The sequence below is a fragment of the Streptomyces sp. bgisy027 genome (assembly GCF_057710365.1).
The window spans coordinates 38,977-62,346 of the sequence record NZ_JBYIVZ010000035.1 but is presented as its reverse complement, the minus strand read 5'-3'; the positions used below and the strand labels follow the sequence as shown (position 1 = coordinate 62,346).

The following is a 23,370-nucleotide window of genomic DNA, read 5'->3' as shown; positions in this document are numbered from 1 at the left end:
GGCCACACCGTCCGCGAAGCCCAGGTACTCGATGCCCCCGTTCTGGGCCAGCGGCGTGCGGCCCTCGCGGACCGTCGGCGGATCGGCGGCGGGAATGCGCAGGGCCGCGGTGCTGTTGGCGGGCGCCACGGCCCGGTGGGTCAGCTTCCGGTCGTCCTTGTGCCACTCGCTCACGATCTCGCCGCAGGGCGCGAGATGGGTCCCGCCGACCCGGGTGACCTTGCCGGTCGGGTCGAGGTGGGCCTGAGGAAGAAGTGCCGGAAGCGGAGTTCCAGCGCGCCCGGATGGTGGTGGCGCCGTTGCGCACCCAGTACCGCCGGCCGAGGCAACGCGCCTGGCGGTGCCCCCCGTTCTCCGTCATGGCCGAACCTGTACCGGCAGCGGGCGCCCGGGGAAGTCTTCCAAGGCACCAGCCCTGTCACCGATTTGACGGAGCGGCTGCCGCCGGCCGCGGTCAGGAGTAGACGATCGGGCAGCGGCGTCGTACCGAGTGCTGGGCGGCGCGCAGGTACACCGCCGCGTAGAAGGCCGTGTCGAGGTCGTCGGCCCACCGTCCCGGCCGGGCCGCCGCGGACCGCTTCGCCTCACCGTCCAGGAACCAGCAGGTCAGCTCCAGGTTGTCGGACGTCGCCGGTATCGCGTCGGTCGGCAGCTCCAGCGCCGCCGCGAGCCGCTCGGTGAGGGCGAGGACCTGTGGGGCTGCGGCGACGGTCGTCGTCAGGTCGTAGGCGGACTCGATCGGCAGCTCGATCTCCTCGTCGAGCGGCACCGGCACCAGCACCGTCCAGCCGAGGAGGAGCTCCTCCTCGGCCTTCGACAGGTGCGCCCGGCACAACGCGACGAAGCCGTCCATGGGCGGGACGAGCTTCTCCTCGAAGGCCGTGCCGGAGCCGGGTGCGAAGTCGGTCTCCTCGGGAACACCCGTGTACGGCGGGAGCCCGCGCCTGCCCAACTCCTCGTTCAGCGCGGCGGCGACGTCCCCCCGGCCGTCCTCCTCCTCGCCGAACCACTCCTGCGCGCCGACGCTCACCAGATAGATCCCCATGCGTCGGAAGGTACAGCGCGCCACTGACAACGCCGTCGGTCACCGGGGCCGGCCTCCCGTCGGGGGTGTCGCTGAGTACACCCGGCAAGACGGGTTCTGCGCCCAATGTGCTCCCGTCGCCCTCTCCGTAGCTTCTTCGGCAGGGCACAGGGAGTGCTCGGACGGAGAGTGATGACGATGTTTCGCGCAGGTTCGCGACGCACGCACGACACGGGACCCGCCGCGGAGGCGCTGCGGCTGGTCAAGGTCACCAAGACCTACGGCGCGCAGGACAGTTCCGTGACCGCTCTGGACGGGATCACGCTGGGCCTGGGGCGGGGCACCTTCACCGCGGTGATGGGACCGTCGGGGTCCGGCAAGAGCACCCTGCTGCACTGCGCGGCCGGGCTCGACCGGCCCGACAGCGGCATCGTGCGGGTGGACGGCACCGAGCTGACCGGGGGCGGTGAGGCGGAGCTGACGAAGTTCCGGCGGGGCCGGATCGGGTTCGTGTTCCAGCAGTACAACCTGCTTCAGACGCTGACGGTCGCGCAGAACACGGTGCTGCCGCTGAAGCTCGCCGGGCAGCGCGTCGACCGCGCCCGGGCCAAGGAGGTTCTGACGTCCGTCGGCCTCGGCGACCGGCTCGGGCACCGCCCCGACCAGTTGTCCGGCGGTCAGCGGCAGCGCGTGGCCATCGCCCGCGCGCTGGTGACCGAGCCCCGGGTGGTCTTCGCGGACGAGCCGACGGGCGCCCTGGACACCCGCAGCGCGCGTGACGTGCTGCGGCTGCTCCAGCAGGCGGTACGGGTGCACGGCCGGACCGTGGTGTTGGTGACCCACGACCCGGTCGCCGCCTCCTACGCGGACTCGGTGCTGTTCCTGGCGGACGGCCGGCTGGCCGGCCGGATGGACGGGCCCACCCCGGACGCGGTGGCCGAGCGCCTGGCGCACCTGGGCGACGATGTGGCTCTGGGGGTGTGAGCGATGTTCGTGCTGTCCCTGCGTTCGATCCGGCACCGGCCCGGACGGTTCCTCGCGACGCTGCTGTCCGCGTTCCTGGGCGCGGTCATCATCATGACGTTCAACTCGATGCACGACACGGCGGCGCGGGACGGCGTCGACTCGACCAGCGCGGAGACCCTGTCCACCGCGGCGGGCGTCGTCGGCGGCTACGGCACCCTGCTGGTCTTCTTCGCGGTCGCCTCGACCCTGACGGTCAACGTCCGTCAGCGGGCGGCAGAGTTGGAGCTGCTGCGCTGCTCGGGGGCGACTCCGGCGCAGCTGAAGCGGATGGTCGTGGGTGAGGCCGTGGTCGTGGCCCTGGTCGGTGCGGCGCTGGCGATCGGGCCGGCGATGCTGGGCGGCCGGGCGCTGCTGGACCTGTTCCAGGACAGCGGTCAGGTCGCCGAGTCCGTCCCGCACGCCTTCGGCCCGATCGCGTTGATCTCGGGCATCGACATCACGCTGCTGGCGTCGGCCGGCGCTGCCTTCCTCGCCGTACGGCGGGCGACGCGCGGGCCGGCGAAGCGGGGCGGGGCACGGACGTTCCTCGCCTGTGCGGCGCTCCTCGTGGGGGCGGCGTCGGTCACTTCCACGTTCGCGTTCCCGTCGTCGGACGCGGCCCTGATGGCGCCGCCCGCGTACGGGGCGATCCTGCTGTCGGTGGGCTTCGCACTGCTCGCGCCGCGGCTGCTGGAGGGCGTGCTGAACCGGCTGCCGCTGAGCGGGGCGAGCGGCTGGCTGGCGGTGCGCAATCTGCGGGAGCGGGCCGGTCAGCTGGCCGGGATCCTGATGTCGCTGATCCTGTTCACGGCGGTGGCCACGGCCACGCTCACCATGCAGGCGGTGGAGAGCGACACCGTCGAGGCCCTCGGCATCGCCAAGTCGGTCGACGACAAGACCCTGGAGACCCTGAACTTCACGGTTGTCGGGATCATCGTGGTCTTCGTCTGCGTGATGCTGGTCAACTCGCTTTACGCGGCGACGAGTTACCGCTCGCGGGAGTTCGGGCAGCAGCGGCTCGCGGGGGCGACGCCGGGGCAGGTGCTCGGGACGGTGGGCGTCGAGGGGCTGATCCTGACGGTCACGGGCGTCGTGTTCGGCGCGCTGGCCGCGCTCGCGGGGATCGTCCCGTTCACCGTGGTCCGCTCCGACGAGGTGCTGCCGGGCGAGGTGTACGGCATCGGACTCGCGGTCGTCGGCGTCGCGGCGGCGGTGACGCTGGGGACCGGCCTGGTGACGGCCCGGCGGATGCTGCGCACCCCGGCCGTGGGGGCGGTCGCCGTGGCCTCGTGAGAAGAGGTGGGCGTGCAGGGCGGTCGCTGTGGCCTCGTGAGAAGAGGTGGGCGTGCAGGGCGGTCGCTGCGGCGGCCGCCTCGTCATTTCACGCCGGCGGCGTCCAGCAGCGTGGTCGCCGTCGCGACGGTCAGCCCGTCCAGCGTCTCGACCCGGGCCCCGGACCGTGCGCTGGCCCCGTCGAAGACCAGCATCAGCTGGCGGGCGAGCAGTTCCGCGTCGCGGGCGCCGCCGTCCTCGGCGTGGGTGCGGAAGTAGCCCTTCGTCCAGTCCTTCGCCTCGCGGGCGACCGCGCTCGCGGGGTGTTCCGGATCCTTCAGCTCGACCAGCGCGGCGAGGAAGGGGCAGCCCTGGTAGGCGGGCTCCGTGGACGCCTTCTCCAGCCGCTCGAAGACGTTCAGGATCCGCTCGCGCGGGGTGGCGGCGTCCTGGACGTCCGGCGCCAGCTGGGCCTCGTACTCCGGCATCCGTCGGGCCAGGCTGGCCGCGAGGACCTCGTCCTTGCTCGCGAAGAGCTGGTACATGGACCGCTTCGAGACACCGGCCGTCCGGCACAGCGCCTCGACGCCGATGGAGACGCCGTCCCGGTAGAAGAGCTCGGCCGCCGCGTCGAGCAGCCGGTCCCTGGTGGACGCCTTGTCTGTTGTGGCCATACCGGCGAGGTTACCTCTCCGGAAAGCAAGAGGAAACCGATCGGTCTACCACCTTCCGGTACCGGGAGCCATCGTGGCATCATCGCTGAACAAGCGCTTAGACAGGTGCCCGGTCCGGCCTGTCCGCCATGACGGTCCCGACCGACCCGGCAGTCCTGACCGTTCCGACCGTCGCCGCCGAGCTGGAGGCCCCCGTTGTTCACATCCGTCGACGACGTCTCCGCGCGCCTGGCCGAGACCGGCTATCTCGCCTCGCCCGCGGTCGCCACGACCGTCTTCCTGGCCGACCGTCTCGGCAAGCCGCTCCTGGTGGAGGGCCCGGCCGGAGTCGGCAAGACGGAGCTGGCCAAGGCCGTTGCCCAGGTGGCGCAGGCACAGCTGGTACGGCTCCAGTGCTACGAGGGAGTCGACGAGTCCCGGGCGCTGTACGAGTGGAACCACGCCAAGCAACTGCTGCGCATCAGCGCGGGCCGCGACGAGACCTGGGACGAGACCCGCACGGACATCTTCAGCGAGGAGTTCCTGCTCACCCGGCCACTGCTGACGGCCATCCGGGGCGAGGACCCGAAGGTGCTGCTGATCGACGAGACCGACAAGGCCGACGTCGAGGTGGAGGGCCTGCTCCTGGAGGTGCTCAGCGACTTCCAGGTCACGGTCCCGGAGCTCGGCACCATCACCGCGACCCGCCGCCCCTTCGTCGTGCTCACCTCCAACGCCAGCCGGGAGCTGTCCGAGGCGCTGCGCCGCCGCTGCCTCTTCCTGCACATCGGCTTCCCGGACGAGGAGTTGGAGCGCCGGATCGTACGACTGAAGGTGCCCGGCCTCGACGAGGCGCTGGCCCGCTCGGTCGTGCGCGTCGTCGGCGCGCTGCGGGCGATGGACCTGCGCAAGGTGCCATCGGTCGCGGAGACCATCGACTGGGCGCGCACCCTGCTCGCGCTCGGCGCCGACTCGCTCGACGAGACGGTCGTACAGGCCACCCTCGGCGTTCTGCTCAAGCATCAGGACGACGTCCTCAAGGCGACGGCGAAGCTCGACCTGGACGCCCTGTGACGACCCCGACGGGCGTCGCGGAGCGGTTGACCTCCCTGGTCGGCGCGTTGCGCGCGCACGGCATCCGGATCGGTACCGGCGAGACCGTGGACGCGGCGCAGGCCATCGAGGTGCTCGGCCTCACGGACCGGGAGCTGCTGCGGGAGGGGTTGGCGGCGACGCTGCTGCACGGCACAGGGCAACGGCCGGTGTTCGACCCGGTCTTCGACCTGTACTTCCCGCGCGGTGTCGGCGCGCCGGAGGAGAAGGCCGCGGGACGGGACGATCTGCGGGACCGGCTGGCGGCGGCGCTGGCGGCCGACGACCAGGCCATGATGGGCCGCCTCGCGGTGGAGGCGGTGGACGGTTTCGGTGGCTACGGATCCTCTCCGGAGTCGGACGGCTGGTCGTCGTACCAGGCACTGGAGCGGCTGCGCCCGCAGACCCTGCTGGCCCGGGTGCGCGACGACGTCCGCGGGCGGGGTGCGAGTTCGGGGTTCGCGGACCGGTTGCTGGAGGACGAGATCCGGCGGCGCATCGAGACCTTCCGCCGGCTGGTGGCCGCGGAGGCGCGGCGCCGGGTCGCCGAGCGGCGCGGGCGCGACGAGATCGCCCGGCGGGCGGTGGCCCCGACCGCCGACCGGGTCGACTTCCTGTTCGCCGGGAAGGCCCAACTGGCCGAGCTGCGCAGGGCCGTTCAGCCGCTCGCGCGCAAGCTGGCGACACGGCTCGCGGCACGCCGACGCCGTGCCGCGCGCGGCACGATCGACCTGCGCCGCACCTTGCGCGGATCGCTGTCGACGGGCGGGGTGCCGATGCGGCCGGTGCTGCGCAGACGGCGGCCGGCCCGCCCCGAACTGGTGCTGCTGTGCGATGTGTCGGGGTCGGTCTCCGGCTTCTCGGACTTCACGATGCTGCTGGTGCAGGCGCTGCACGACCAGTTCAGCAAGGTGCGCGTGTTCGCCTTCGTCAACCGGATCGACGAAGTGACGGGGCTGCTGGAGCGCGGCACCGCCGATCCGGAGGGGCTCAGCACCCGGATCGAGGCGGAGGCCGCACTCACGGGCTATCACGGCAGCAGCGACTACGGCATGGCGCTGGGCGAGTTCGCCGAGCGGTACGGCGACGCGGTCGGACCGCGCACGACGGTGTTCGTCCTCGGCGACGCCCGCACGAACATGAGCGACCCGAACCTGCCCGCCGTACGGCAGATCGCCGGCCAGGCACGCCGCGTGTACTGGCTGAACCCGGAGCAGCGCTCCAGCTGGGGCACGGGCGACTCCGCCGCGCCTTCCTACGCCGAGCTGGTCGAGATGCACGAGTGCCGCACCGCCCGGCAGCTCAGCGCGCTCGTGGAGCGGCTGCTGCCGGTCCAGTAGGGCTTGGTCAGGCGGCCAGCTGCGGGTAGAGGGCGGCCGGATCCGCCGACAGGCCGGCCTTCACCTGCCGGGAGATGTCGTCGGCCAGCACCTCGTAGGCGCCCGACGCGATCCCGTCGAGGGCCTGCGCCGCGACGCTCTCGGCCGTGGACTTGGGCGCATCGACATGGGCGGCCATGTCGGTGTCGACGTATCCGACGTGCAGCCCGGTGACCTCGATGCCGCGCGGCCTCAGATCCAGGCGCAGCGAGTTGGTCTGCGACCAGAAGGCGGCCTTGGAGGCGCTGTAGGAGCCGGCGATGCCGACCCACGACAGCACGGAGTGGACGTTGAGGATGTGGCCGCCGCCGTTGCCTTCGATGACGGGGACAAAGGCCCTGGTGACCAGGAGCGGTCCGTAGAAGTTGGTCTCGAACTCGCGCCGGACGTCGTCGACCGGCGAGTCGAGGAAGTTCGCGTTGACCGAGGCACCCGCGTTGTTGATCAGCAGGGTGACGTCCTGGGCCTGCTCGGCGGCGGCCGCCACGGACGCCGGGTCGGTGACCTCCAGGGCCAGCGGCACGGCGTCCGGGTGGGTGACGGTGTGCGGGTCGCGGGCGGTGGCGTACACCTTCTTCGCGCCCCGCTCGTACAAGGCGGCGACCAGGGCGCGGCCGATGCCGCGGCTGCCGCCGGTGACCAGGGCCACGGAACCTTCGATGGTGGTCATGAGGGTCTCCTCGTCATGCTCAGCACTTGTCCAGAGATTGGAAACCGATCGGTTTCCTTGCCTCGGAAGCGTAAACCGATCGGTTTCCTCAGGGCAAGGGGAGGGCTCGACCCCGGAGAAAATCAGGGTCCGCCCCTGATGGCCGGCGCGGTCCGGCATCCATACGCTCGACAGGAGTGGAGGGGGATCCCATGAAGGCAGTGATTCAGGATCGGTACGGCTCGGCGGACGTCCTGGAGTTCAGGGACGTCGACAGGCCGGTGCCGACGGCGGACGAGGTGCTGGTGCGGGTGCACGCTGCCTCGGTCAACGCGTACGACTGGCACCTCATGCACGGCGACCCGGTGATCGGTCGCACCATGATGGGGTTCCGCAGGCCCAAGGCGCCCGTGCGGGGGCGGGACTTCGCGGGTGTGGTGGAGGCGGTGGGCTCCGGTGTCACGGAGTTGAAGCCCGGAGACGAGGTGTACGGCGAGGCCGACGGCGCGTTCGCGGAGTACGTGTGCGCCCGGGCCGACGAGGTGGGTCCGAAGCCGGCCGATCTCACCTTCGAGCAGGCGGCGGCGATACCACTGGCGGGCAACACCGCCCTGATCGGCCTGCGTGACGTCGCCCGGGTGCAGCCGGGGCAGACGCTGCTGGTGAACGGGGCGTCGGGCGGCGTGGGCACGTTCGCCGTGCAGCTCGGCAAGGCGTACGGCGCCGAGGTGACGGCCGTGTGCAGCACCCGCAACGTCGACATGGTGCGCTCACTCGGCGCCGACCGGGTCGTCGACTACACCCAGGAGGACTTCACCCGGGGCGAGGCGCGCTACGACGTGGTGCTGGACCTGGTCGGCAACCACTCGCTCGGGGAGTTCCGGCGCGTGCTCAACCCCGTCGGGACGCTCGTCCTGTCCGGCGGCGGGGTGTACGAGGGCGGCAGCGTCGTCGGACCGATGGGGCTGTTCATCAAGCGCCGACTGGTGGCTCCGTTCGCACGGAACCACCAGCTGCTGGAGATCGCCGCTCGGCAGAGCAGGGCGAACCTCGACGCGCTGCGGGAGCTGGCCGAGTCCGGGAAGATCGCTCCAGTCGTCGAGCGGACGTATCCGCTGAGCGAGGCGGCCGAGGCCATCCGTTACCTGGAGGTGGAGCACGCGCGCGCCAAGGTCGTCGTCACCGTGTGACGTGCCGGCGTGGAGCCGACGGGTGCTTTTCGTGCAGGTCGGCGGTTACTTCTTCGCGAACTCCCGTGCCGTCTGCCCCTGGAAGTCGTAGGTCACGACCTGCTCGTCGCCCACCACCCAGGCGTCGTGCCCGGGGGTGCAGACAAAGACGTCGCCGGGGCCGACGTCGGTCTCGGTGCCGTCGTCCATGAGGATGTGGAGGTGGCCCTGGAGGATGTAGCCGTTGTGGTGCATCTGGCAGGTCTTGGTGCCCGCCAGCGGGGCCACGGACTCCGTCCAGCGCCAGCCGGGCTCGAACGTCGCCACGGCGAAATCGAGGTCCGGCATGTGGACGGCTTCGAGGTGGCCGCGGGGGAAATCACGCCGCTCGTCGGGCTTGCCGAGCGTCTTCACTTCCAACATGACGCGCTCCCTTCCGGCCGTGATTCACCGCGGCCGGTGCCGGTCTCCCCGGCGGCCCTGGACACCGCCGTCGGCGGCCGGCCTCCTTCCCCTCAATCGTCCGCCTGTCCACCCGGGGCCGCCAACCGGGGGACGGCCCGCTCGCCGGCGGGGGAACGCCGGCTCAGGCCCGGTTCCCGCAGAGCTCGGCGAAGCGTGCGGCGTCGACGTTCCCGCCGGAGACGATCATGCCGACCCGGCGCGGCAGTGCCCCCGCCCGGCCGGTGAGCAGGGCGGCGAGCGGGGTGGCGCCGCTCGGCTCGACGACGATCTTCAGACGCTCGAAGGCGAACCGCATCGCGTCCCGGATCTCGTCGTCGGCGACCAGCGCGATCTCGTCGACGAGCCGCCGGTTCACGGAGAAGGTCAGCTCCCCGGGAATGTGCAGGGCCTGCCCGTCGGCGATGGTGTGCGGCACCGGGATGCTGATGCGCCGCCCCGCCTCCAGGGAGCGCTTGGTGTCGTCACCGGCCTCCGGTTCCACACCGATCATCCGGATGTCCGGGTGCAGTCCCTTGGCGACGGTGGCGCTGCCGGCCATGAGCCCGCCCCCTCCGACCGGCGTCAGCAGGGCGCCCAGCTCCCCTGCCTCCTCCAGGAGTTCCAGAGCCGCGGTGCCCTGGCCGGCCATGACGTGCGGGTGCTCGTACGGCGGGATCAGCGCGAGGCCCCGCTCGGCGGCCAGGGCCTCGGCGATCGCGACCCGGTCGCCGGTGTAGCGGTCGTACGTGACGATCTCGGCGCCGTAGCCCTCGGTCGCCGCGCGCTTCGACGGCGGGGCGTCCTCCGGCATGACGATGACCGCCGTGGTGCCGAGTTCCCGGGCGGCCAGGGCGACGGCCTGGGCGTGATTGCCGGACGAGTAGGCGGCGATGCCACGGCCGAGCTGCTCGGGGGTCAGCCGCGAGGCGGCGTTGTAGGCGCCGCGGAACTTGAAGGCGCCGACCCGCTGGAAGTTCTCGCACTTGAGGAAGACCTCGGCGCCGACCAGTTCGTCGAGCGTGCGCGAGCGCAGCACGGGGGTGCGATGGGCGACGACCTTGAGCCGCGCGGCGGCATCACGGACGTCGTCGAGGGTGACCGGCGGGGTGGTGGTCGTCACGCGTGTCCTCCAGGGTGTCTTGGTGATGACAGCTCGGTCTGCTGCGGCCAGGTCCGACGTAGCCGGGTTCGACATGGCCGGGGCCGACGCGGCTGGGTCCTACGCGACCGAGCAGGCCGTGGTCACGTCCGTCACGCTTCGGTCCGTCGCGCTTCGGTCCATCACGCTTCGGTCCATCACGGCTCGGTCCATCACGCTTCTGTCCGTCACGGCTCGGTCCGTCGCGCTTCGGTCCGTCACGGTGCGGTCCGCCGCAGCTCGCCCGCCACCGCTCGCTCCGCCGCGGATCCCGCGTCTTCGACGGTCCCGCCCTGGTCCGCCGCCGCCCCGCCCTCCGCCCGCGCCTGCGACAGATAGCTGTAAGCGGACGCACGGGAGATCCCGAGCCGCCCCGCGACCTGCTCGATCGCGCGCCGGACGGCGAACACGCCCCGCTCGTCGAGACCGCGGAACAGCTCCAGGCGCTGGGCGCGGTCGAGTCCGGCCCAGCTGCCGTTCTGCCGGAGTTGATGGGCGTCGAGGATGGCGTCCACGACGGAGTCGATGTCGTTGCCGAAGGTGGTGACCGGCACGTCGGCGGGGGCGGCGCCGATGCCGGCGAGGGCGCCGAGCAGGGCGTGGGCGTCGTTCACCGCGGTGACGTCGAGGTTGACGCAGAGGGCGCCGAACACCGTGCCCGTCGAGTCGCGCAGCACCATCGTGGAAGCCTTGACCAGCTTGCCGCCGCGGGTACGGGTGACGTAGTTCAGCTCGTCGCCCGCCCCCTCGCCGCGCGCGACGATCCGCATGCCGATCTCGCTCATCGCGCCGCCCACGGCCCGCCCGGTCACCGCCCCGGCCACGGCGACCACGGACTTCTCCGGCCGCCGGTAGTCGTGCAGGACGACCTCGCACATCGGCCCGAACGTCGCCGCGAGCCCGTCGGCAACCGGCCCCAGCGCGGCGACGATCGCGTCCCGCTCCGCCTCCAGTGCCTCATCGGCCGCCATCGCCCACACCTCGCTCCGCCCGCACTCGGCACCACACGCACCGAGTGACCACTCACTAGACTACACGTCCAATTGCTGTACTCCCAGTCCAAATCGAATCCGATCCCCGGCACGCCACACCCTGCTGGTCGTGCTGGAGAACGGCCTCGACGCCGACACCCAGCAGGTCACCGGCGCCCCCCGGGCCCGGGCCCGCAAGGCCGTCGAGCACCTGACGGGCCTCGGTCACCGTACGGTGTGGCACATCGCGGGCCCGACCGGCTGAACCTCGGCCGGCCACCGGCTGGGCAGTCGGCAGGCCGGTCTGGAGGCCGTCGGCGCGGAGGTGCCGACCCCGCTGATCGGCGACCGGAGTGCCGACCCGGGCTGTGAGCCGGGCCGGGATCCGGCCCCGCTCCCGGACGTCACAGCCGTGTTCGCCGCCAGCGACCAGATGACCCTCGGCCCACTGCACGCCCTCCACGAAGCCGGCCGCTCCGTTCCCGGCGACATCAGTGTCGTGGGCTACGACGACATCCCCCGGGCCGCCGCGCACTCCCTTCCCCCGCCGACCACCGTGCGGACGGACTTCGCCGAGATCGGCACGCGCTCGCTGCGGCTGCTGCTGGACCGGCTCGACAGCACCGAGAAACCGTCCCTGCCCCGCACACCGGGCCCGGTCGACCTGGTGATCCGCGCCGGCAGCGGCGCACCTCCCGCTCGTTGGCGGCTCGCCCCCGGTCGGGTCCGGCAGTCGCGTGCGCAGTCATCACGCCGTCAGGATGGCTCCGAGGCGCGTCCAGTGTCAGCCGGTTCCCTCCGCAGCCGCCCGGTCCCAGGCGGCGTCTCGCAAGAGGCGCAGCCCGTTCAGGCCGACGAGGACCGTGGAACCCTCGTGGCCCGCGACGCCGAGCGGCAGCGGCAGCGTGCCGACCAGGTCCCAGATGACGAGGCCGGCGATGAACACCCCGGCGATGACGAGGTTCTGCACGACGAGTTCGCGGGCGCGGCGGGACAGGGCGACGGTGGCGGGTACAGCGGCGAGTTCGTCACGCACGATCACCGCGTCGGCGGTCTCCAGGGCAAGGTCGGAGCCGGCTCGGCCCATGGCGACGCCGATGTGCGCGGCGGCCAGCGCGGGCGCGTCGTTGACGCCGTCCCCCACGACCATCACCCGGCGCCCCGCGCCCTCCAATTCCCGTACCGCACCCACCTTGTCCTGCGGCAGAAGCCCGGCCCGCACGTCCTCGACACCGGCCTCGGCGGCCAGGCGGGCAGCGGCGCGGGGGTTGTCGCCGGTGAGGAGGATCGGGGCGGTGCCGGTGAGGACGGTCAGAGCGGCGACCGTGGCGGCCGCGCCGGGACGCAGCCGGTCGGCGATGCCGAGCACACCGGCCGGGGTTCCGTCGACGACCACGAGGACGGCGGTACGGCCGGACTCCTCCAGTTCCCGGGCCAGTGCCGCGACCGCGCCGTCGCTGTCGCTGTCGCTGTCGGCCGCACACTCGGCCTCGGCCTCGGCGAGCAGCCGCGCAGGTGCGCCCACCTCGACCGTACGGCCCCGGACGACGGCCCGTACGCCGATCCCGGGCGCGGACGTGAAGTCCTCGGCGGCCGGCAGGTCGAGGCCGCGCTCACGCGCCGCGTCCACCACCGCGCGGGCCAGCGGATGCTCGCTGGGGTGCTCGGCCGATGCGGCGAGCGTCAGCAACTCGTTCTCGTCCAGACCGCATTCGCTCAACGGCCGTACGCCGACGACCCGCGGCGTCCCCTCCGTGAGCGTCAGCAACTCGTCCTCGTCCAGACCACGTTCGCGCAACGGCCGTACATCGACGACCCGCGGCGTCCCCTCCGTGAGAGTGCCGGTCTTGTCCAGAGCCACGGCGTCGATCTGGCCGAGGCGCTCCATCACCAGGGCCGACTTCACCAGCACACCGTGCCGGCCGGCGTTGGCGACGGCCGAGAGCAGGGGCGGCATGGTGGCCAGGACCACGGCGCACGGCGAGGCCACGATCATGAAGGTCATCGCGCGCAACAGCGCCTCGGAGAACGCCTCGCCGAACGCGAGCGGCACGCCGAACACGGCGAGCGTCGCGGCCACCATGCCCAGCGAGTAACGCTGTTCGACCTTCTCGATGAACAACTGCGTGGGCGCCTTGGTCTGCGACGCCTCCTCCACCATCCGTACGATGCGGGCGATCACGGAGTCGGAGGCGTCCCGCTCGACCCGGACGCGCAGCGCGCCGGTGCCGTTGAGGGTGCCCGCGAAGACCTCGTCGCCCGGCCCCTTCGCCGCCGGGAGCGGCTCGCCGGTGATGCTCGCCTGATCCACCTCGCCGGCTCCGTCCAGCACCCGTCCGTCGGCTCCGACGCGCTCGCCGGGCCGTACGAGGACGGTGTCGCCGACCGCCAACTCGGCGACGGGGACGGACTGTTCGGTTCCGTCGGCGGTGATACGCGTGGCCGTGGCGGGCGCCAGGTCCAGCAGGCCGCGCACCGAGTCGGCGGTGCGGGCGGTGGCGAACGCCTCCAGCGCGCCCGAGGTCGCGAAGATGACGATCAGCAGCGCGCCGTCCATCACCTGCCCGATCGATGCGGCGCCGAGGGCGGCGACGACCATCAGCAGATCGACGTCGAGCGTCCTGTCCTTGAGCGCCTTGAGCCCCTCCCAGCCCGGCTCCCAGCCACCGGTGGCGTACGACAACGCGTACAGCGGAACCCAGATCCAGGCGGGCGCTCCGGCGAGCTGGAGGGGCAGCGCGAGCAGGAACAGCGCGGTGGCCGCGCCGGCCCAGCGGACCTCCGGCAGGGCGAGCAGCCGGGTGCGCCGCCTGGGGACGGCTCCGGCGCGCGCGGGAGCGGCGGAGTCGGCCGCGGGTGGAGTGAGCGTGACAGTCATGCCCCCACAATAGAGGAATACATGAAGACTCATTCATGCCTTCATGTCAGCCCTTCATGCCAGCCCTTCACGTCAGCCCTTCCCATCGACGCCGCCGGTCCGGGCCCGCTTGCGGCCGGCACGTCCGCACAGGAGATAGATCCCGAACGAGAGCGTGGTGACGTACGGGCTGATGGGGATGCTGCCGCCGAGGGCCAGCAGGATGCCGCCCTCGATGGAGGCCACCGCGAACACCACACTCAGGACGGGAAGCAGCACCGGCGAGGCCGTGACCCTGGCCGCGGCCGCCGCGGGTGTGACGACGAGGGTGAGGACCAGCAGGGCGCCGACGACCTGGACGGACAGTGCGACCGCGAGGCCCAGCACGATCATGAAGGCGAAGGACAGCCCGCGCACGGGCACACCGCGCGCCTCGGCCACCTCCGCGTCGGCACTCGCGAAGACGAGCGGCCGCCACATCACCGCGAGCGCGACCAGCACCACCGCCGACGTGCCGAGCAGCCAGGACAGCTGCGGGGTGTCGACAGCGACGATCTGCCCGGTCAGCAGACCGAACTTGTTCGCCGCGCGGCCCTTGTACAGCGCGAGGAACAGCACGCCCAGCCCGAGGCCGAACGGCATGATGACGCCGATCACCGAGTTGCGGTCCCGGGCCCGCGCCCCGAGCAGCCCGATGGCCCCCGCCGCCATGAGCGAGCCGACGATCGACCCGGCCACGACGTTCACACCCAGCAGAAGCGCGGCCGAGGCACCGGCGAACGACAGCTCGCTGATCCCGTGCACCGCGAACGGCAGGTCCCGCATGATCACGAACACGCCCACCAGCCCGCCCACGAGGCCGAGCGCGGCCCCGGCGACGAGGGAGTTGTGGACGAGGGCGAGCAGTTCGCCGTAGTGGTCGAAGACGAGGATCTGCTGCCAGGTCCCCTGGGCGAGGGTCATGGCCCTGCTCCGTCGGGCAGTTGGGAATGGTGTGCCGACTCGTCGGGTACGCCCACGACCACCACGCGGTCGCGGACGCGTACGACGTCGACCTGGGTGCCGTACAGCCGCGACAGCGCCTCGGAGGTGAGGACCTCGTCGGGCGCGCCGATGCGATGGCCACCGCGGGCGAGGTACAGCACACGGTCCACGAGGCCCAGCACGGGGTTGATCTCGTGGGTCACGAAGACCACCGCCGTGCCGTGGGAGCGGCGCCGGGCGTCGACCAGTTCCGTGACCGCCCGCTGGTGGTGCAGGTCGAGGGAGAGCAGCGGTTCGTCGCAGAGCAGGACACGCGGATCGGTCGCGAGGGCCTGCCCGATGCGCACGCGTTGCCGTTCGCCGCCGGAGAGCCGGGCGAGGGGGACGTCGGCGTACGCCGTGGCCCCGACCGAGGCGAGGACGTCGTCCACGCGGCGGCGTACTTCGCTCGTAGGCGGCCGCGGTCCGAAGCGGTGCCCGTCGACGCCGAGGCGGACGAGGTCCCGGGCGCGCAGCATCGCCTGCGCGGAGAGGGTCGACTGCTGGGGTACGTAGCCGATGTGCCGACCGCCGCGGCCGGGCGGACCGCCCAGCACCGTGAGCGTGCCGGCGGACAGCCGCCGCTGCCCGAGCAGTGCGCGGACGAAGCTGGTCTTGCCGGCCCCGTTGGGCCCGAGCACGGCCAGGAACTCGCCCGGCCCCACGTCCAGATCGAGGTCCCGCCACACCACACGCTCGCCGTACGACAGGGCCGCTCGTCGCAGGCCGATCAGAGCGTCGTCCGCGCCGGGGTGGGACACGCCGGGGATTGTCACTTGGTCAGCGCGCTCGCGAGCGCGTCCACGTTGGCGGTCATCCAGGCGAGGTAGTCCTTGCCCTTGGGGAGGGTCTCGGTCACGGGTACGACCGGGATGCCGGCGGCCTCGGCCGCGCGCTGCGCCTTCTCGGTCTGCGGGCCGGAGGTCTGCTCGTTGTAGACCAGCGCCCTGACCTTCCTGCCGCTGAACAGCGCCAGGGTGTTCCGCAGGGTCCTCGGGGAGACGTCGTCGCCTTCCTCGATCGCCTCGCTGAACTCCTCGGGAGTGGCGTTCCTCAGCCCACAGGCCTCGATCATGTAGAGCGGAACGGGCTCGGTGATCGCCACGGCCTCGCCGCCGTGCCCGGCCTTGATCCGGGCCTCTTTCCGCTCCAGCGGCCGGAGCAGGCGCAGGAAGTCCTTCGCGTTCTCGGTGAAGGTCGCGGAGCCGGCCGGGTCGGCCTTGCCCAGTGCGGCGGCGATGCGGTCGGCGAGTTCGGCGACGGTCGGGAAGTCGTACCAGACATGCTCGTTGAGCTCCCCGACCTTCGGGGCGGTCTTCCCGGACACCTCGACGGCGTTGATCACCTCGGGGGAAGAGCCGGAACTCCTCAGCATGCGGTCGACGAAGTCGTCGTAGCCACCGCCGTTCTCGATGACGACCTCGGCCCTGGACAGCGCCAGTTGGTTGCGGGCGTCGGCCTCGTAGGAGTGAGGGTCCTGGTCGGGATCGCTGATGAGCGAGGTGACCTGGACCTTGGTGCCGCCTATTCGCCGGGCCAGGTCCCCGTAGACGTTCGTCGAGGCCACGACGGTGACGGCGGAGGCCGCGGCGGGACTGTGCGCTCCGGCGGTGCCCGAGGAGCCGGCGCAGCCCGTGAGGAGGGTCATGCAGGTGCCGGTCAGCAGGGCCGCGGACAGACGGGGTCGGGGCGTGGGCATGGATACCTCCGAGCAGGGCGAATGATCCGCCGAGCCCGATTCGTCCCGGCAGCGGCTCCACACTAAATGAAAATGGATGTCAAAACCGCTCTATGAGCCTCTCCCGGACCAGCCCTTACCGAGAGCTCACCTTCGCCGCGGTCAGGGGGCGGGGACCTCGTCCAGGAGCTGGGGACCGTTGTTGCTGACGCTGTTCACCGCGGGCGAGACGGGGCGGGCGTCCAGTTGGCCGTCGGCAGGCGTGGTGAGCAGGGCACGCAGGTCGTCGGTGGACCGGTGCCGGGGGTCGAGCCAGGCGTCGTAGTGATCAGGGGTGAGGGCGAGCGGCATCCGGGGGTGGATGCGGCCGGCCGCGTCGGTGGCCTCGGTGGTGATGATGGTGCAGGTCAGCAGCCAGGCGGCGGGGTCGTCGCCGTCCTTGACGGCCGGGTCGCGCCAGAACTCGTACAGACCGGCGAGGGCCAGGACCTGCCCGTCCTCGGGGTGGATGAAGTAGGGCTGCTTGCGGACCTTGCCGGACTTGGCGTCCTTGACCTGGTCCCACTCGTAGAAGCCGTCGGCCGGGAGCAGGCAGCGGCGTTTGACGAACGCTCGGCGGAAGGCGGGCTTCTCGTGCACGGTCTCCACGCGCGCGTTGATCAGCCTCGCGCCGATCTTCACGTCCTTCGCCCAGGAGGGCACCAGGCCCCAGCGGAGCGGCCGCAGCCGGCGCAGGGCCGGGGTGTCCTCGTCGGCGCCACGCGGAGGGCGCTCCAGGACCGCCCATACTTCGTCGGTCGGGGCCACGTTCCAGCTCGGCGCGAGGGTCTCCTCGGGGTGCCACTCGGTGACCTCGAACAGCTGGACCAGGTCCTGGGGGCTGCGGGTGGAGGCATAGCGGCCGCACATAGGGCCACTGTGCCACGGCGGGGGGGGTGTGGGTCCTGGTGAGGTGGTCGGGGGTGTGGCGCGGCGGCTCGGGCCGGAGGAGGTGTGTCATGCGGCGGCTCGGGCCGTCCGGCTCAGAGGTCCAGCCCACCCCGCTTCACGAGCCGGTCGGCGATGATGTTGCGCCGGATCTCGTTGGTGCCCTCTGCGACGATCACCAGCGGCGCGTCCCGGAAGCAGCGCTCGACGTCGAACTCGGTCGAGTAGCCGTAGCCGCCGTGGATGCGGACGGCGTCGAGGGCGGTCTGCATGGCCGCCTCGGAGGCGAAGGGCTTCGCCATGCCGGCCTCCATGTCCGCCCGGTGTCCGGCCTCCGCGCGACGGGCGGCGCAGAGGGTGAGCCGGCGTGCGGGGGTGAGCGAGGTCGCCATGTCGGCGACGTGGTTGCCGATGGACCGGTGCTGCCAGATCGGCTTGCCGAAGGACACGCGTTCCTGTGCGTGGGCGAGCGCGTCCTCCAGGGCGGCCCGGCCCACCCCGAGGGCGCGGGCGGCGACTTGGAGGCGGCCGGTCTCCAGACCCTGCGTCATCTGGGCGAAGCCCTGCCCCTCCGCTCCCCCGACAGTGCGTCGGCGCCGAGCCGGGAGCGGGTGCGTGAGGCGCCCGCTCCGCTCGGCCGGCGGCGGCGGTCACGGGGTCAGTCCTCGGGTGTGGTGCGGGTGTCCTCCTCGTCCGCCGTCTCCTGGACGGGTTCCGCCCCCGGCGGCGTCGTGAACAGCGCGCACAGCGCGGTCGCCGCGACGAGTACGGCGGCCGCGACCAGGAAGGTGACGTGCATGGCGTGGGTGAAGCTCGTCGCGAAGGCTTCGTCGCCCAGGCGTCGGAAGAGGTCGGCCTCACTCGCACCGAGACCCGAAGGAACGGCGGGCGGGCTGAAGTTCCCGGCGCCGTCGGCTGCGGCCAGGAACTCGTCGCGCAGTTCCGAGGGCAGTTGGGCGGCCCGCGCCTGGGCCTCCTCGGGGAGATCGGCGTTGATACGGGCGGACAGCAGGGCACCCAGTACGGCGGTGCCGAGGACGCCGCCGACCTGGCGGGTCGTGTTGGACACGCCCGAGGCGGCGCCGGCCGACCGGGGGTTCACGCCGTCCATGGTGGCCTGTTGCAGCGGGGCGAAGGTGGCGCCACCGGCGATGCCGATGACGATCAGTCCGGGCAGCAGGCTCCAGGCACCACTGTGCGCGTCGGTGGAGGCGACCAGGACGAGCAGTCCGACGGTGAGCATGGCGAGGCCGGCCATGAGGACGTACTTGCCGCCGAACTTGTCGGACAGCCGGCCTGCGTAGGTGGAGCCGAGCGCGGTCAGGATCGCGTTGGGCAGCATGACCGCGGCGGTCTCCAGCGCGCTGTGGCCGCGGGCCGTCTGGAGATAGAGCACCAGGACGAGGGCGATGGCGATCATCCCGAGCTGGAAGACGAAGCCGACTCCGTTGCCGACCGAGAAGTTGCGGGCGCGGAAAAGGGCGAGCGGCATGAGGGAGTCGGTCCTGCGGCGGTGCTGCCACAGGACGAACAGCACGAGCAGCACGACTCCGGCGATGATGACGGACGCGATGCTGATCGGGCCGGTGATGGTTCCCCAGTCGTAGCGCTCGCCCTCGATGAGGCCGAAGACGATGCCGGTGAGGCCGGCGGTGGCCAGGGCGACGCCGGTGAAGTCGAGGCGGTTGCTGCGGCCGGGCCGCATGACCGGGACGTACCGCACGGCCAGCAGGGCGGTGACGACGCCGATCGGCACGTTGATGAAGAAGATCCAGCGCCAGCTGAGATGGGCCAGGAGGAAACCGCCGACGACCGGGCCGACGACGGGCGCGAAGCCGACGATCGCTCCGAAGAGGCCGAACGCCCGGCCGCGCAGCCGGGGCGGGAAGATCGTCAGGATCGACGAGATCACCTGTGGGAACAGCAGCGCCCCGCCCAGCCCTTGCAGCACACGCGCGGCGAGCAGCCGGTCGGGCGACTCGGACAGCCCGCACAGTGCCGAGGCCACGGTGAAGAGCGTGATGCCGATCAGGAACAGCCGCCGATACCCGTGGGTGTCGCCGAGACGCCCGGTGGTGATCAGCAGTACCGAGAACACCAGCATGTAGCCGTCGATGATCCACAGCACCTGGTCGTAGGACGCGTCCAGGCCGTCGATCAATGTCGGGACGGCGATGTTGACGATGCTTCCGTCGAGCAGCGCCATGAAGAAGCCGACGCACATGATGGCGAGGATCAACCACGGCCGCTGCGTGACCGGGGCTTGGGCCGTCTTGACTTCCGTCACTCCGATGACCTCCATGAACTCGGAGCACCGGCCGTGGCTTCGGGGACGTGGCGCAGTACCGTTCGCCCGCACTCGACGAGCTGGAGCGGAACGCCGGTCTCACGCGTCGCAGAGCCCGAAAACCGTTGGCCGAAGGGAAATCCCGCGCGGCGGCGGCACGTGGGGAGCCACCACCGGAACAGGGACATCCCTTGGTGTGAGGTGACTCCCACCTTCTCCACGGTCATCGGGACCCGAAGAAGCTGGTTGGCGAGGCATGAGCCCAACGGTGAGAAGCCGGACGGGACTTTAGCAACGGCAGCGAGAACCGAGCAACGAGGCCGGTGAGAGTTCCGGCCTCGTCACGGGGTGCGCGACACCTGACGTGTCAGGGACGTTCACGTCATCTGCGGCACGATCGCCACCGGGCAGTGCGCGTGGTGCAGCAAGGTGTGGCCGACGCGGCCGAGTTGCAGGCCGAAATGGCCGTGCCGGTGACGCGCTCCGATGACGACGAGGTCGGCGTCGGCCGAGCGGTCCACGAGGATCCGGCGGGCCGGGCCCTCGACGGTGGTACGGCGCACCCGGACGCCGGGGTGTTCGGCCACGGCCTCGCCCAGCAGTTCGTCGAGCCGGGCCGCCGCCCGCTCCTCCGGCTCGTGCGCGCGATCCTCGGTGAACGCGGACGCGCCCTCCGACGCGGGCCGGCGCCAGGCACGTACGGCGTCCACGGCGCAGCCGCGTTCCTCGGCCTCGCGGAGAGCGAAGTGCACGGCCTGCACGCCGGTGGCCAGGTCCCCGGCACCGAACAGGATCTGCTCGTGCAGGCCGACCAGTCCTGTCTCGTCGCCCCGGACCACGATCACCGGGCAGTGCGCGCGGGCGGCGACGCCCAGGCTCACCGATCCGAGGAGCAGTCCCTTCAGCTCACCGCGCCCGCGCTCGCCCGTCACCAGGGCGAAGGCGTTGTTGCCCTCGCACAGGAGGGCGTCGACCGGGTCCGCGGGGACGATGCCGGTCGTCACCGGCACCTCCGGCTGGCGCAGTGCGGCGCGTTCGGCGGCCGACGCCACGATGTGCTCGGCCAGCACGCGCTCCGAGGGGCGTTCACGTCCGGTCGACGGTACGGCGCCCTCGTAGCGCTCCCACAGGGAGGCGTACACCAGCCCCAGCGGCCGGTCACCGCGGGCGGCTTCGTCCACCGCCCAGTCGACGGCCAGCAGGCTCGCGTCCGATCCGTCGACGCCGACGACCAGGGGGAGTGTCATCGTCCTCACCACCTCTTGCCGGGTCGCCCTGTCGGACGATCCGGGCTCTCATCCCACCGTCACACCCGGCGGGGGCGGCCACGAGAGGCGGACGGGGCACAGGGGAAGGACGTTCGGCCCATCCCCTGTGCCCCGGCGGCCGGGACCGTCCCGGCCGGGGGTCCGCTCGGCGGCCTCCACGATGCCGTGCAGGGCCTGTTCCAGGTCCAGCTCACGGCCGCCGGAGAGCCGCCTCCAGCAGGCTGTGCACCCGGTCGCGTCTGCCGCGGGCCGCGTCGAGCCGGGCCTGGAACTCCTCCCGCAGCTCGTCCGGCCTCAGCTGCGGCAGCCGTATGCGGGCCGCCCGCGCCTCCTCGGGGATTCCCGCCTGCGTCTCCTTCCGGTCCCGCGGGCGGGTGGACACCGGCCGCTCCGCACACCGGTCACGCTGCCGGCCCCGGCCCCGGCGCGCGGCGATGCGGAATCCCGCCGGTCGGCGAGGGCGCGAACCCGGCCGGGATGACACGGCTGGGCCGTCCGGACCGTGATCGGGGCCCATCGGCCCTGGCACCCGTCGGTGACACGAGAGAGGGTGGAGGAAGGAGCGGCACCGATCCCCCGCGGTGTCGCTCCGTGCCAGTCCCGCTCCTGAAGAACCGCTCGTCGGCTCCTGAAGCACCGCTCGGGCGCCACCAGCCCCCCACCGGCGACGCCCGACCCGGCGCCCTCCGGCCGTCAGACGCCGCTCAGTGCCATCCGACCGTCAGGCGCCGCTCAGTGCCATCCGACCGTCAGGCGCCGCTCACGGGGACGACCTCCTGGTGCCGCTCCTCCCCCAGCACGACCTTCAGGGCGCCCGTGTCGGCGGCGCGGCCGAAGACGTCGTACGCCTCCTCCATGAGGTCCAGCGGGAAGGTGTGGGTGACCAGCTCGGAGGTGGGCAGCCGGCCGGCGGCCGTCATCCGCAGGAGGGTCGGGGTGGAGTACGTGTCGACCAGTCCGGTCGTGATGGTGATGTTCTTGATCCACAGCTCTTCGAGGTGCAGGGTCGCGGGCACGCCGTGCACGCCGACGTTGGCGACATGTCCGCCGGGCCGGACCATCCTGGTGCACAGCTCGAAGGTCTCCGGCACGCCGACCGCCTCGATGACGACGTCCGCGCCGAGCCCGTCGGTGAGGTCGGTGACCAGCTGTTCCGGTGCCTCCCGGGCGTCGGCCACCGCGTCGGCGCCGAGCTGCCGGGCGGCCTCCAGGCGGGCGGGGGCCAGGTCCACGGCGACTATCCGTTCGGGCGAGAACAGCCGGGCCGTGGCGACGGCCGCCAGTCCGATCGGGCCCGCGCCGACCACGACGACGGTGTCGCCGGGCCGGACGTTTCCGTTGAGGACGCCCACCTCGTAGGAGGTCGGCAGGATGTCTGCCAGCAGGACGGCGTCCTTGCTGTCCATGGCGCCCGGCAGCGGGTGCACGGACAGGTCGGCGTACGGCACCCGGACGTACTCGGCCTGCGTGCCGTCGATCAGATGGCCGAGGATCCAGCCGCCACCGCCCCGGCACTGGCCGTACGCCCCCTGGCGGCAGTAGGAGCAGCGCCCGCACGAGGTGATGCAGGAGACCAGGACCCGGTCCCCCGGCCGCACGGTCCGTACGTCGCTGCCGACCTCGACGATCTCGCCGACCGCCTCGTGGCCGAGGACGGTGCCGGGCTGCACCTCGGGCACGTCGCCCTTGAGGATGTGCAGGTCCGTGCCGCAGATGGTGACCGCTCCGACGCGCACGATCGCGTCGGTGGGCTCCTTGACGGCCGGGTCCGGGACCTCTTCCCAGGCGGACTCTCCGGCGCCGTGGAACACGTAGCCTTTCATGACGCTCCTCACCCCACTCGACGTGTCGCGGAGCGCGGGCCCGGCGGTGGGGTCTCGCAGGCGGTTCGCGCCCGTCGGCATCCCGCGCCGGAATTGCCCCGCATATCCAGCTTGGCGCGAATGCCCGGGCCCCGCTCGGGCCGGACGGGACCCTCGCGGGGCCGGACGGGGTGCCTTCGTCGGACGCCCCTCGTCACGCCCCGTTCCTCAGCTCGGCGGCCACGCGCTCCGCCCATGCCTCGATCGCGGTGAAGTCCCGGAAGTCCCCGCCCTTGCCGGAGCGCAGGATCATCCCGGCGACCCAGCCCTTGGCGCCTTCCTCCAGGCAGCCGCCGAACGTGACGTGGCCCCTGGCGTCCAGCCGTGCCATGGCCTTCTTCACCCCGGGCACGGGCGGGATGTCCCGCTCGGAGGCCGTGGCGTCGAGGGGCCCGCTGCTGAAGAGCCAGAGCGGGCGTCCGGTCAGGGCCCGGCCGTGTCGCCGGACGAAGCGGCGGGCGTCCTTGTGCCAGCGTCCGGCGTACAGTCCGCCGCCGATCACGACGGCGTCGTACGGGGACACGCTCGGCACGGACCGGGCGGGCAGCGTGTCCACCGCCAGCCCGTCCTTGCGCAGGACGTCGGCGACGGCTTCGGCGATCCGCGCGGTCGATCCATTGGTCGTTCCGTAGGCCACCAGCACCTTGTCGGTCATGACGGTTCGCCTCCTCC

Annotated in this window: 21 protein-coding genes and 4 pseudogenes; 7 read left to right on the top strand and 18 right to left on the bottom strand. The window is 72.2% G+C overall.

Going from position 1 to position 23,370, the window contains the following annotated elements:
- Positions 1 to 123 precede the first annotated feature (123 nt).
- Both AC3ETA_RS31150 and AC3ETA_RS31145 read right to left on the bottom strand, forming a co-directional pair.
- Positions 124 to 174, bottom strand: a pseudogene (locus AC3ETA_RS31150) (hypothetical protein); the annotation flags it as partial.
- A gap of 280 nt (positions 175 to 454) precedes the next feature.
- Complete coding sequence (locus AC3ETA_RS31145; protein ID WP_432196223.1) at positions 455 to 1,045, bottom strand: hypothetical protein; 591 nt, start codon at positions 1,043 to 1,045, stop codon at positions 455 to 457.
- Positions 1,046 to 1,216: 171 nt separating this feature from the next.
- Between AC3ETA_RS31145 and AC3ETA_RS31140 the strand changes: the two genes are divergently transcribed.
- Positions 1,217 to 2,008 (top strand): ABC transporter ATP-binding protein, encoded by a 792-nt coding sequence (locus AC3ETA_RS31140; protein WP_432196222.1) that lies wholly within the window; start codon positions 1,217 to 1,219, stop codon positions 2,006 to 2,008.
- 3 nt (positions 2,009 to 2,011) lie between these two features.
- A complete protein-coding gene (locus AC3ETA_RS31135) occupies positions 2,012 to 3,322 on the top strand; it encodes an FtsX-like permease family protein (protein ID WP_432196221.1) in 1,311 nt (436 codons plus the stop codon).
- Between the two features lie 83 nt (positions 3,323 to 3,405).
- On the opposite strand, the gene AC3ETA_RS31130 is transcribed toward AC3ETA_RS31135, so the two are convergent.
- Positions 3,406 to 3,975, bottom strand: a complete 570-nt coding sequence (locus AC3ETA_RS31130) for a TetR/AcrR family transcriptional regulator (protein ID WP_432196220.1) — start codon at positions 3,973 to 3,975, stop codon at positions 3,406 to 3,408.
- A 195-nt stretch (positions 3,976 to 4,170) separates the two neighbouring features.
- On the opposite strand from AC3ETA_RS31130, the gene AC3ETA_RS31125 reads away from it, so the two are divergent.
- A complete protein-coding gene (locus AC3ETA_RS31125) occupies positions 4,171 to 5,028 on the top strand; it encodes an AAA family ATPase (protein ID WP_432196219.1) in 858 nt (285 codons plus the stop codon).
- The gene (locus tag AC3ETA_RS31120; protein WP_432196218.1) at positions 5,025 to 6,386 is read left to right on the top strand and encodes a vWA domain-containing protein; all 1,362 of its coding nucleotides are present in this window, start codon (positions 5,025 to 5,027) and stop codon (positions 6,384 to 6,386) included. The genes AC3ETA_RS31125 and AC3ETA_RS31120 overlap by 4 nt, the downstream gene beginning before the upstream one ends.
- Before the next feature lie 7 nt (positions 6,387 to 6,393).
- Here the strand turns inward: AC3ETA_RS31120 and AC3ETA_RS31115 are convergent, their stop codons facing one another.
- A complete protein-coding gene (locus tag AC3ETA_RS31115; RefSeq protein ID WP_432196217.1) occupies positions 6,394 to 7,095 on the bottom strand; it encodes an SDR family oxidoreductase in 702 nt (233 codons plus the stop codon).
- 191 nt (positions 7,096 to 7,286) lie between these two features.
- Here AC3ETA_RS31115 and AC3ETA_RS31110 point away from each other — a divergent pair, with 191 nt between their 5' ends.
- On the top strand, positions 7,287 to 8,264 hold the full coding sequence (locus AC3ETA_RS31110) for an NAD(P)-dependent alcohol dehydrogenase (RefSeq protein WP_432196216.1): 978 nt from the start codon (positions 7,287 to 7,289) through the stop codon (positions 8,262 to 8,264).
- Between the two features lie 45 nt (positions 8,265 to 8,309).
- Here AC3ETA_RS31110 and AC3ETA_RS31105 read toward each other — a convergent pair whose 3' ends face one another.
- The 3 genes from AC3ETA_RS31105 to AC3ETA_RS31095 form a co-directional block, all read right to left on the bottom strand.
- Positions 8,310 to 8,666, bottom strand: a complete 357-nt coding sequence (locus AC3ETA_RS31105) for a cupin domain-containing protein (RefSeq protein WP_432196215.1) — start codon at positions 8,664 to 8,666, stop codon at positions 8,310 to 8,312.
- Between the two features lie 163 nt (positions 8,667 to 8,829).
- Positions 8,830 to 9,807: a pyridoxal-phosphate dependent enzyme gene (locus AC3ETA_RS31100; protein ID WP_432196214.1), complete on the bottom strand. Its 978-nt coding sequence runs from the start codon at positions 9,805 to 9,807 to the stop codon at positions 8,830 to 8,832.
- Between the two features lie 236 nt (positions 9,808 to 10,043).
- On the bottom strand, positions 10,044 to 10,796 hold the full coding sequence (locus AC3ETA_RS31095; RefSeq protein WP_432196213.1) for a helix-turn-helix transcriptional regulator: 753 nt from the start codon (positions 10,794 to 10,796) through the stop codon (positions 10,044 to 10,046).
- Positions 10,797 to 10,926: 130 nt separating this feature from the next.
- Here AC3ETA_RS31095 and AC3ETA_RS31090 point away from each other — a divergent pair, with 130 nt between their 5' ends.
- On the top strand, positions 10,927 to 11,061 hold the full coding sequence (locus tag AC3ETA_RS31090) for a hypothetical protein (RefSeq protein ID WP_432196212.1): 135 nt from the start codon (positions 10,927 to 10,929) through the stop codon (positions 11,059 to 11,061).
- Between the two features lie 60 nt (positions 11,062 to 11,121).
- Positions 11,122 to 11,463, top strand: a pseudogene (locus AC3ETA_RS31085) (substrate-binding domain-containing protein); the annotation flags it as partial.
- A gap of 117 nt (positions 11,464 to 11,580) precedes the next feature.
- Here AC3ETA_RS31085 and AC3ETA_RS31080 read toward each other — a convergent pair.
- The 11 genes and pseudogenes from AC3ETA_RS31080 to AC3ETA_RS31030 form a co-directional block, all read right to left on the bottom strand.
- Positions 11,581 to 13,674 (bottom strand): HAD-IC family P-type ATPase, encoded by a 2,094-nt coding sequence (locus AC3ETA_RS31080; protein WP_432196211.1) that lies wholly within the window; start codon positions 13,672 to 13,674, stop codon positions 11,581 to 11,583.
- 72 nt (positions 13,675 to 13,746) lie between these two features.
- Positions 13,747 to 14,616: a metal ABC transporter permease gene (locus AC3ETA_RS31075; RefSeq protein WP_432196210.1), complete on the bottom strand. Its 870-nt coding sequence runs from the start codon at positions 14,614 to 14,616 to the stop codon at positions 13,747 to 13,749.
- Positions 14,613 to 15,437: a metal ABC transporter ATP-binding protein gene (locus AC3ETA_RS31070; RefSeq protein WP_432196209.1), complete on the bottom strand. Its 825-nt coding sequence runs from the start codon at positions 15,435 to 15,437 to the stop codon at positions 14,613 to 14,615. Before AC3ETA_RS31070 ends, AC3ETA_RS31075 begins: the two co-directional genes overlap by 4 nt.
- Positions 15,438 to 15,448: 11 nt before the next feature.
- A complete protein-coding gene (locus AC3ETA_RS31065; RefSeq protein ID WP_432196208.1) occupies positions 15,449 to 16,375 on the bottom strand; it encodes a metal ABC transporter solute-binding protein, Zn/Mn family in 927 nt (308 codons plus the stop codon).
- Positions 16,376 to 16,516: 141 nt separating this feature from the next.
- Positions 16,517 to 17,263 (bottom strand): SOS response-associated peptidase, encoded by a 747-nt coding sequence (locus AC3ETA_RS31060; RefSeq protein WP_432196207.1) that lies wholly within the window; start codon positions 17,261 to 17,263, stop codon positions 16,517 to 16,519.
- Between the two features lie 113 nt (positions 17,264 to 17,376).
- Positions 17,377 to 17,865, bottom strand: a pseudogene (locus tag AC3ETA_RS31055) (acyl-CoA dehydrogenase family protein); the annotation flags it as partial.
- A gap of 74 nt (positions 17,866 to 17,939) precedes the next feature.
- Positions 17,940 to 19,568, bottom strand: a complete 1,629-nt coding sequence (locus AC3ETA_RS31050) for an MFS transporter (RefSeq protein ID WP_432196206.1) — start codon at positions 19,566 to 19,568, stop codon at positions 17,940 to 17,942.
- A 377-nt stretch (positions 19,569 to 19,945) separates the two neighbouring features.
- Positions 19,946 to 20,815 (bottom strand): universal stress protein, encoded by an 870-nt coding sequence (locus tag AC3ETA_RS31045; RefSeq protein ID WP_432196205.1) that lies wholly within the window; start codon positions 20,813 to 20,815, stop codon positions 19,946 to 19,948.
- 168 nt (positions 20,816 to 20,983) lie between these two features.
- Positions 20,984 to 21,176 (bottom strand): annotated as a pseudogene (locus tag AC3ETA_RS31040) (histidine kinase); the annotation flags it as partial.
- Positions 21,177 to 21,585: 409 nt separating this feature from the next.
- Complete coding sequence (locus tag AC3ETA_RS31035; RefSeq protein ID WP_432196204.1) at positions 21,586 to 22,659, bottom strand: zinc-dependent alcohol dehydrogenase family protein; 1,074 nt, start codon at positions 22,657 to 22,659, stop codon at positions 21,586 to 21,588.
- 193 nt (positions 22,660 to 22,852) lie between these two features.
- The gene (locus AC3ETA_RS31030) at positions 22,853 to 23,353 is read right to left on the bottom strand and encodes a flavodoxin domain-containing protein (RefSeq protein ID WP_432196203.1); all 501 of its coding nucleotides are present in this window, start codon (positions 23,351 to 23,353) and stop codon (positions 22,853 to 22,855) included.
- Positions 23,354 to 23,370 lie beyond the last annotated feature (17 nt).

Coding starts and splice junctions, on each gene's coding strand:
- AC3ETA_RS31035 (WP_432196204.1), bottom strand. CDS start 22,659: ATGAAAGGCTACGTGTTCCACGGCGCCGGAGAGTCCGCCTGGGAAGAG.
- AC3ETA_RS31065 (WP_432196208.1), bottom strand. CDS start 16,375: ATGCCCACGCCCCGACCCCGTCTGTCCGCGGCCCTGCTGACCGGCACC.
- AC3ETA_RS31080 (WP_432196211.1), bottom strand. CDS start 13,674: ATGACTGTCACGCTCACTCCACCCGCGGCCGACTCCGCCGCTCCCGCG.
- AC3ETA_RS31135 (WP_432196221.1), top strand. CDS start 2,012: ATGTTCGTGCTGTCCCTGCGTTCGATCCGGCACCGGCCCGGACGGTTC.
- AC3ETA_RS31045 (WP_432196205.1), bottom strand. CDS start 20,815: ATGACACTCCCCCTGGTCGTCGGCGTCGACGGATCGGACGCGAGCCTG.
- AC3ETA_RS31030 (WP_432196203.1), bottom strand. CDS start 23,353: ATGACCGACAAGGTGCTGGTGGCCTACGGAACGACCAATGGATCGACC.
- AC3ETA_RS31095 (WP_432196213.1), bottom strand. CDS start 10,796: ATGGCGGCCGATGAGGCACTGGAGGCGGAGCGGGACGCGATCGTCGCC.
- AC3ETA_RS31105 (WP_432196215.1), bottom strand. CDS start 8,666: ATGTTGGAAGTGAAGACGCTCGGCAAGCCCGACGAGCGGCGTGATTTC.
- AC3ETA_RS31060 (WP_432196207.1), bottom strand. CDS start 17,263: ATGTGCGGCCGCTATGCCTCCACCCGCAGCCCCCAGGACCTGGTCCAG.
- AC3ETA_RS31110 (WP_432196216.1), top strand. CDS start 7,287: ATGAAGGCAGTGATTCAGGATCGGTACGGCTCGGCGGACGTCCTGGAG.
- AC3ETA_RS31145 (WP_432196223.1), bottom strand. CDS start 1,045: ATGGGGATCTATCTGGTGAGCGTCGGCGCGCAGGAGTGGTTCGGCGAG.
- AC3ETA_RS31075 (WP_432196210.1), bottom strand. CDS start 14,616: ATGACCCTCGCCCAGGGGACCTGGCAGCAGATCCTCGTCTTCGACCAC.
- AC3ETA_RS31140 (WP_432196222.1), top strand. CDS start 1,217: ATGACGATGTTTCGCGCAGGTTCGCGACGCACGCACGACACGGGACCC.
- AC3ETA_RS31130 (WP_432196220.1), bottom strand. CDS start 3,975: ATGGCCACAACAGACAAGGCGTCCACCAGGGACCGGCTGCTCGACGCG.
- AC3ETA_RS31115 (WP_432196217.1), bottom strand. CDS start 7,095: ATGACCACCATCGAAGGTTCCGTGGCCCTGGTCACCGGCGGCAGCCGC.